General features: G+C 56.7%; 1 pseudogene. It reads left to right on the top strand.

What is annotated here, in order from left to right:
- Nucleotides 1-817, top strand: a pseudogene (locus tag NG42_RS03340) (hypothetical protein); the annotation flags it as partial.

Raw genomic sequence — 817 nt, 5'->3', positions numbered from 1 at the left:
GCCACCCGCGAAGGCGCTGACAATATCACCAAAAGCTTTCACTGGAATACCGGTACGGGCCAGCTTGACAGCGCCAGCGAAGGCAGCAGCACCAGCAGTGAGTGGTCCTATTTTCCTTCCGGTCGGGTGAAGGACACCACCGTCGACATCCTGTCCGGCGGGGATAAAACCAGCAGCGTTAACTACTCACTGCTCGGTTCGCTACAGAGCTTTAAGGATATCGGCGGCGAACAGCAGCTGCGTCACTACTCCGCGCAGGGCTACCTGTACAACATCAGCACTGACGATCTGACCGTCGACCTGCATTACGATGACTTAAAGCGGCTCGCTTCGTGGACCGCTACCAACCGGGTAACCAACGAAAAGGTCACTACCACCCTAACCCGCGACGAACAGGGGCGCGAATCCCTGCGCAAGATGGAATACGGCAATGGTGATGTCCGCGTGATTAAACAGTTCTGGGAAGTGAATCATCAGCTGGCCGCACGCCAGCACGAGCTGGGCATTCACACCGAGCTGGCGGAATACTTTACCTATGATAGCCGCAACCGCCTGGTTGATTACCGCTGCGAAGGCACTCGCCTGCCACAGCTGGAGAGCGGCGAAACCTTTTCCCATCAGCACTTCACCTTTGATGCGCTGAGTAATATCGTCAGTTGCGAGACCAGACTGACCAGCGGGAAACTGCACACCACCACTTACCTGTTTGAGAACAAGGATGATCCTTGCCAGCTGACCGGGCTGAAGACGGCTATTGGTGACGCGGAGCCAACCACTATCAGCCTGAAATATGACGCCTGCGGCCGCATGACGCAGG

The sequence above is a fragment of the Winslowiella iniecta genome, assembly GCF_001267535.1.
Classification (GTDB): Bacteria; Pseudomonadota; Gammaproteobacteria; order Enterobacterales; family Enterobacteriaceae; genus Erwinia; species Erwinia iniecta.
The sequence above is the reverse complement of the archived record's forward strand: the minus strand, read 5'-3'. Positions and strand labels throughout refer to the sequence as shown.